This is a genomic window from Actinocrinis sp., from assembly GCF_035605935.1.
In the GTDB taxonomy this organism is placed as follows: Bacteria; Actinomycetota; Actinomycetes; order Streptomycetales; family Catenulisporaceae; genus Actinocrinis.
On the sequence record NZ_DATNGK010000194.1, the window covers coordinates 1 to 7,354 of the forward strand.

7 protein-coding genes and 1 pseudogene are annotated in these 7,354 nt (G+C 68.6%); all 8 read right to left on the reverse strand.

Annotated elements, in window-relative coordinates; translation table 11 throughout:
• A pseudogene (locus VN779_RS15680) lies at positions 1-301 on the reverse strand (hypothetical protein); the annotation flags it as partial.
• 17 nt (positions 302-318) lie between these two features.
• On the reverse strand, positions 319-1,839 hold the full coding sequence (locus VN779_RS15685; protein WP_325723904.1) for an NADH-quinone oxidoreductase subunit M: 1,521 nt from the start codon (positions 1,837-1,839) through the stop codon (positions 319-321).
• Between the two features lie 3 nt (positions 1,840-1,842).
• Positions 1,843-3,717 (reverse strand): NADH-quinone oxidoreductase subunit L, encoded by a 1,875-nt coding sequence (locus VN779_RS15690; protein ID WP_325723905.1) that lies wholly within the window; start codon positions 3,715-3,717, stop codon positions 1,843-1,845.
• Entirely contained in the window at positions 3,714-4,145 is a 432-nt protein-coding gene (gene nuoK / locus VN779_RS15695; RefSeq protein WP_325723906.1) for an NADH-quinone oxidoreductase subunit NuoK, read from the reverse strand. Before nuoK ends, VN779_RS15690 begins: the two co-directional genes overlap by 4 nt.
• A complete protein-coding gene (locus VN779_RS15700) occupies positions 4,145-4,723 on the reverse strand; it encodes an NADH-quinone oxidoreductase subunit J (protein ID WP_325723908.1) in 579 nt (192 codons plus the stop codon). Before VN779_RS15700 ends, nuoK begins: the two co-directional genes overlap by 1 nt.
• Positions 4,720-5,253 (reverse strand): NADH-quinone oxidoreductase subunit I, encoded by a 534-nt coding sequence (locus tag VN779_RS15705; protein ID WP_349260817.1) that lies wholly within the window; start codon positions 5,251-5,253, stop codon positions 4,720-4,722. Before VN779_RS15705 ends, VN779_RS15700 begins: the two co-directional genes overlap by 4 nt.
• 143 nt (positions 5,254-5,396) lie before the next feature.
• Positions 5,397-6,365, reverse strand: a complete 969-nt coding sequence (gene nuoH / locus VN779_RS15710) for an NADH-quinone oxidoreductase subunit NuoH (RefSeq protein WP_325723913.1) — start codon at positions 6,363-6,365, stop codon at positions 5,397-5,399.
• On the reverse strand, positions 6,365-7,195 hold the full coding sequence (locus tag VN779_RS15715) for an NADH-quinone oxidoreductase subunit C (RefSeq protein ID WP_325723915.1): 831 nt from the start codon (positions 7,193-7,195) through the stop codon (positions 6,365-6,367). Before VN779_RS15715 ends, nuoH begins: the two co-directional genes overlap by 1 nt.
• Positions 7,196-7,354 lie beyond the last annotated feature (159 nt).

Sequence of the window (7,354 nt, forward strand, 5' to 3'; positions counted from 1 at the left end):
TCAGCGTGAAGTTGTCGACCGAATAGGAGCAGGAGAGTACTGAGCCCGCGGCGCCCTTAACCCCAGGCACACAGAAGGTGTTGCGCGGCATGCTCGTGCGGCTGGTCCAGAGCGCCAGCTCGGAGACGAGCGCTGCGACGATCACACCAATCGTGGCCCAGGACAGCCACGGCTTGCGGCCCGCGCTCAAAAACAGGTCCGCGAGCAGCACCGCGAGCGCGCCACCGGCCACGAGAAGGACCGGAAGCAGCGCGGTGTAGTCGATCGACTGGACGCCGAAGATCGCTGAGGCTGTGTCCATTGAATTACCGCCCATGGCTAGCGTGCGCCTCCCAGCACGTGGTGGACGGCCGGATCGGCCAGGGCCAGGATCACCGCGGGCCACAGTCCCGCGATCAACGTCAGCCCGGCCAGCGGCGTCCAGCTGATCAGCTCACGCGGCGTCAGGTCCGGCAACGGCTCGTAGCGGCTGCCGCCGCTCGGGCCGGTCACCGCGCCCATGCACAGCCGTCGCACGACCAGCAGCAGGTAGGTCGCGGTGAGGATCATGCCTAAGCCGGCGAACGCCATCAGGATGTGGAAACCGAGCGAGGTAAGGCCGGCCGCCGGCTTTGTGGCGCCGATGATGGCGTAAAGCTCACCCCAGAACCCAGCCAGGCCCGGCAGGCCGAGCGAGGCCATCGCGGCGAAGACGATGAGCGCGCCGTAACGCCGCGCCCGCTCGTAGAGACCGCGGCCGAGCGTGTAAAGGTCCGTGGTGCCCAGCCGCTCCTTGAAGCCGCCGGCGATGAAGAACAGCAAGCCGGTGATCAGGCCGTGCGCGACCGAGGCGAACAGCGCGCCGTCCACGCCGACCCGCGTCAGCGTTGCGATGCCAAGGAGCACGAAACCCATGTGCCCGACCGACGAGTACGCGATCAGCCGTTTGAGATCTCCGCCGCGCCGGGCCTGGGCCATGCACGCGAGCGCGCCATAGACGATCCCCACCACGCCGAAGCAGCCGAGCGCGAAGGCGAACTGGTGCGCGCCGAGCGGCACCATCCCGGCACCGATCCGGATGAAGCCGTAGGTGCCCATCTTCAGCAGCACTCCGGCCAGCAGCACCGAACCGACAGTCGGCGCTGAGGTGTGCGCGTCGGGCAGCCAGGTGTGCAGCGGCCACATCGGCGTCTTGACCGCGAAGCCGAGACCGACCAGGAGGAACGCGGCCTCCTGCACGCCGAGGGTCATCCCGAGTCCGTGCCGCTGGGCGAGGGCGACCATGTCGAAGGTGCCGGCCTTGGCGTGGATCAGCAGGAAGCCGAGCAGCATCAGCGCCGAGCCGAGCAGCGTGTACAGGATGAACTTGTTCGCCGCGCGCCGCCGCTCCTCCCCGCTGCCCCAGTGGTGAATGAGCCCGTACATCGGGATCAGCACGATCTCGAAGAAGATGAAGAACAGCAGCAGGTCCTGCGCCACGAAGGTGCCGACCATGCCGATCTCCAGCACCAGCAGCAGCGCGGTGAAGGCGCGCCCTGATTCGTCCTTCGCCGTGGTCCGCACCGCATAGAGCAGACACAGCGCGGACAGCAAGGTGGTGAGCAGCAGCAGCGGCAGCGAGATGCCATCGACGCCGAGGTGGAACCGCAGGTCGAAGGCGGGCACCCACGGCACGTTCAGCTGGCCCTGCATCCGCTCGGCGTGACCGTAATCGAACAGCGGGAGCAGGACCAGCGAGAGGAGGAAGACCAGCACTCCGGTCGCGGCACCGACGCGGGCGGCCTGCCGGGCGGGCAGCGCGTAAAGCACCACGAGTCCGGCGGCCGGCAGGGCGAGTAAGAGAACAAGCAGCGTGGCCATGGCTTACCGCACCTGTCCCGCGAATACAGCCGCGATCACGATCACTCCGGTGAACAGTGCGGTGAGATAGAGCTGGATGTTGCCGGTTTGGACGCGTCTGAGCAGTCCGCCGAGGCTGCGCGCGGTGATACCGGCGCCGCGCACGTAGCCGTCCACGACCTCGGTGTCCAGGTAGGCGACCAGCTTCGCCAACGCCTTCGCGGGCTGAACGATGATCAGATCCTGCACATCGTCGAGATAGAAGGCGTACAGCGCGGTCTCCCGCCAGCGGCCGAGCAGTGCGGCCGGATCGGCGGCCGGATCACGCCGCCAGGCGTTCCAGACCAGACCGACACCGAGCAGCGTCACGACGAAGGCGATCGCTGAGGTCGGGCCGGCCGGGGCAAGGTCTGCCCCGGCCGAAGCCGGGATCGCGATCCCGAAGGCGTTGCCGATCCACGAGTCGAACGCGCCGCCGCCGAGCGCCACGAAGCCCAAGACCGCGGCCGGAACCGCGAGCACGATCAGCGGAACCAGTTCGGTCTGCGGTGCCTCGACGCGGTGGTCATCGGGTGAGGCCTCGGGGAAGGGGCCCCAGAACATCTTCAGCCACAGCCGGGTCGCGTACGCGGCGGTGAGGCCGACCGTCAGCAGGCCGGCGATCAGCACGATCCGGCCCGCGGCGGCGAACTGGCCCGATGCGTTCCAGGCCGCGCCGAGGATCGCCTCCTTGGAGAACCAGCCGGAGAAAAGCGGTACGCCGACGAGTGCGGCGAGACCGACTGACATCGTCCAGAACGTCTTCGGCAGCCGGTGCCGCAGCCCGCCCATCGCGGACAGTTCGTTCGAGCCGACGCGGTGGATCACCACTCCGGCGGCGAGGAACAGCAGCGCCTTGAACGCGCCGTGCGTGAGCAGGTGGAAGACCGCTGCGGTGCGACCGCCGACCGCCAGTCCGCCGAGCATGTAGGCGAGCTGACTGACCGTCGAGTAGGCGAGCACCTTCTTGATGTCGGTCTGCGCGAAGGCCGCGAGCGCCGAACCCGTCATCGTGATCGCCGCGATCACGGCCATCAGCGTGAGCACGCCCGGCGCGAGGAGGAAGACGGGGTACAGCAGCGCGACGACGTACACACCGGCAGCGACCATCGTCGCGGCGTGGATCAACGCGCTGATCGGTGTGGGACCGGCCATCGCGTCGGGAAGCCAGGTGTGCAACGGGAACTGCGCGGACTTGCCAGCCACGCCGCACAGCAGCAGTACCGCGATGAACGGTGCGTAAGGCAGTCCGTTGACGCTTACGTAGTGCAGGACGTCATCGATGCGGAAGCTGCCGGTCCGGATGCCGAGCGCTGCGATACCGAACAGGAAGGGGACGTCGCCGGTCTTGGTCACCAGGAACGCCTTAATCGAGCCGGAGCGCGCGTCGGGCCGCTCCCAGTAGTGGCCGATCAGGAAGTACGAGCAGGCGCCCATGATCTCCCAGCCGACCAGCAGCACGATGAGGTCGGCCGAGTAGACGACCAGCAGCATCGCGGCGGTAAAGAGGGAGATGAGAGCGGCGTAGGTCGGGTAACGCTTCTCGTGCCGCATGTAGGACAGCGAGAAGACCTGTACACACAGCGCGACGACGGTCACCAGGATGCCGACGAGCGCCGACAAGCCACTGACACGAGTGCCGAGCCAGACGGTGAACTGGCCCGCCGGAGCAAGCTCGGTGATCGAGGTGGACACGCCGCCGGTGCCATGCGCGACCTGCACGACGAGCGAGCAGAACAGCGCGGCGGCGATCGGCGCGACCGACCAGAACTTCACGTGCCGAAGATCGCGCGCCCCGGCGAAAGTCACCGCCGAACCGAGGGCGGGCAGGGCGATGGTGAGCAGGGCGAAGACGTTCACCGGGCCGCCTCCGTCGTGGCCAGCGCCTGTGCGGTCGGCTCGGCCTTTTCCCCGGCTTCGGCGTCAGGGGGCAGGGCCGCGGCATCGGCGCTCGGCTGGGTTTCGTCGGCAGGCCCGCCGAGCGGCTCAGCCAGCTGGCGCTGACCGTCGATGTCCGCGTTGCCGCGCTGCCGGAAGATCATCAGCACGATCGCGAGGCCGAGTCCGGTCTCCGCGGCGGCGATCGTGATGATGAAGAGCGTGAAGACCTGGCCGATGTTGAACTGATCACGGATCAGGGAGCCGAAGGCGACCAGGTTGATGGTCACCGCGTTCAGCAGCAGCTCGATGGCCATGAGCACGGTGATCGCGTTGCGGCGCGCGAGGACCCCGTAGAGGCCGATGGCGAACAGCAGCGCGCCGAGCAGCAGTGGGTACACGGCGTGCATCAGGCGTCATCCTCGCTTTCGGCGCCGCGGCGCGAGATGACGATCGCCCCGACCAGCGCGGCGAGCAGCAGCACGGACAGGGTCTCAAAGGGCAGCACCCAGAACCGGAAGAGCGCGGCGCCGTTGGCTGCGTTCGTACCTTGCGGTACGGCGTCGCGCGGGTCGAGCCACACGGTGCGGTACGCGTCGATGATGACCGTGACGAGCACGCCTGCCGCTGCGGCCGCGACGACAATAGCCGGCAGCTTGTATTTGACGTCGAGCTCGTCGGTAGGGCCGATCGGCGCGCGGGTCAGCACCAGGCCGAACAACAGCAGTACGACGATCGCGCCGACGTAGATCAAGACCTGCACCCACGCGACCAGTTCGGCGCCGAGCAGCAGATACTCGCCCGCGATCCCGCCGAGGCACACGACCAGCCAGAGCGCCGCGTGTACCAGGTTCTGCACGGTGACCACGAGCAGCCCGGAACCGAGGACCAGCAGGCCGATCAGGACGAACGCGATCTCGACCCCGGCCGGGGAGAGATACGAGGGCGCCGCGGTCGAGAGCGCCGAGGCCGCCAGCGCGGTGCTCACCCCTCCCCCTCCGCTTCGCCGTCGGTGCCCGTATCGGCAAGCGCGACGATCTCAGCGGCCTTCTGTGCGGCGAGCTGCTTGTCCGCCGCCTTCTGCGCCGCCGCGATCTCCTTCGGCTCCTCGGCTCCCGGATCGAGCGCGACCGGAGCGGGCACCGTGAAGAACCACTCGCGCAGCCGGTCCTTCTCGTGCAGCAGATCCTTGATGTCGAACTCGGCGTATTCGAACTCCGGTGACCATTCGAGCGCGTCGAAGGGGCAGACCTCGATGCAGATCCCGCAGTACATGCACAGCGAGAAGTCGATGGCGAAACGATCGAGCACGTTGCGGGTGCGGTCGCGGCCGCCGCCGGGCGGCGCCGGGACCGTCTCCTTGTGCGAGTCGATGTAGATGCACCAGTCAGGGCACTCGCGGGCGCACAGCATGCAGACCGTGCAGTTCTCCTCGACCAGCGCGATCACGCCGCGGGTGCGCGGGGGCAGCTCAGGCGGCTGATCCGGATACTGGACCGTGTGCGCGGGCCGGGTCATGGTCTTGAAGGTCGTCGCCAGGCCCTTTACCAGGCCCGCGCCGGGGAACCCCCGGCCGGCTGCCGGGTCCGCGGCGCTCTTTTCCTGCGCGCTCTTTTCCACAGCGCCTTTTTCCACAGCGGCGCTCCTGTCCAGCTCGGAGGTCACAGCACCCTCACCACCCCGGTGATCGCGAGTTGGGCCAGGGCCAGCGGGATCAGTGCGGTCCAGGCGAAGCGCATCAGCTGATCCTCCCGCAGGCGCGGGTAACTGACGCGCAGCCAGATCACCACGAAGGACAGCACCAGGGTTTTGAGCACCGTCCACAGCCAGCCCAGGTGCGCGGAGAACGGTCCGTGCCAGCCGCCGAGGAAGAGCACCGTGGTCAGCAGGCACAGCAGCACGATCCCGGCGTACTCGGCCAGCAGGAAGAAGGCGAAGCGCAGGCCGGTGTACTCGGTGTAGGCCCCGAAGATGATCTCGGAGTCGGCCACCGGCATGTCGAACGGCGGGCGTTGCAGCTCGGCGAGCCCGGAGACGAAGAACACGAACGCGCCGATCAGCTGCCAGGGCAGCCACCACCACTGCCACTTGTCGACGATGCCGCTGAGCGACAGCGTTCCGGCGGCCATGCCGACCGAGGCGGCGGACAGCAGCATCGGCAGCTCATAGGCCATCAGCTGCGCGGCCGTGCGGATGCCGCCGAGCAGTGAGTACTTGTTCGCGCTCGCCCAGCCGCCCATCAGCGTGCCGAGCACGCCGACGCCCATGACCGCGAGCACGAAGAAGAGCCCGAGATCGAGCGCGACCCCGACCTGCGTGCCCGGCCCAATCGGTACGACCACCAGCGCGACCAGGTACGGCAGCAGCGCGACGGCCGGGGCGAGCTGGAAGACGGTGCGGTCGGCGTCGGCGGGTACGACCGCTTCCTTCTGCGCGAACTTCACGCCGTCCGCGATCAGCTGCGCCCAACCGTGGAAGCCACCGGCCTCCATCGGCCCGAGCCGGCCCTGCATGTGCGCCATGGCCTTGTGTTCCATCTGGCCCACCAGCAGCGGCACCACGAGGAAGAAACCGAGGATGACGACGAGCCGCAGGACGACTTCGAGCCACCAATGCGCGGCGCCGCCCATCAGTCCTCGACCTCGCCGTCCGCGCCGGCCTCGGCCGCACGCTCCTCGGCTGGATTCGTTTCGGCCGGTTTCTGCTCCGCTGGCTTCTTCGCGGCCGGCTTCTCGGTGGCCGACTTCTCGGTGGCCAGCTTCTTCGCGACCGGGCCGCGCTGCGTGGCCGCAGTGCCGGTCGTAGCCGTAGCTGTGGCGGACACCTGGGCCGGGGCCGGCGCTGACAGCGGCTTGAGCCACTCCTCCCCCGGCACGCCCGGCGGCAGCATCCGGCGCCGACCCGGCGACGCCTTACCCCGGTCGTGGTCGGACTCGCCTGGCTCCTTGGCTCCCGGCCAGGCCTTCGCCACCCGCGAGGCGAGGATGAACTCCTTGCGCAGCGGGTGCCCTTCGAATCCGTCCGGAAGCAGCAGCGGCTTGAGGTCGGGGTGTCCGGTGAACACGACCCCGAACATCTCGAACGTCTCCCTCTCGTGCCAGTTCGCGCCCCGGTAGACCGTGGTCGCGGTGGGCAGTTCGGCGTTGTCCCGTGGCACCGCAGTCTTGAGCAGCAGACCTTGGCCGCGCTTGAGCCCTGCCTCAGCGGCGGCATCGGCCGGGGCGCACACGAACGCGGCGATCGTGTAGCCGTGCTCGAGTTCGTCTACCGCGGTCAGCCAGTCGAAGAAGGTCGCGCCGAGATCGTCGCGGGCGGCGGTCAGCGCCGCGATCCACTGCTCGGGAGGCACCACGGCCACCGCCTGGCCGAAGTTCTCCCGCACCTCGGCCGCGCCGTCGGTGGCCCGCGTGAGCACCGGTGTGACGGCCGCGACGAGAGCCCCCGCGCTTTCAGGACTCATCGTCGTACTCCCACTCCTGGTCGCGGGCCGCCTTGTCGAACAACGAGAGCCCATGATCGCGGGCACGGCGCAGCTCGCGGAAGTAATGCCGGCGGGGCACCTTGATCTTCAGCAGCGTCTCGGTCGAGCTCAGATCGCCGACCGGAGCCTCAATGAGCG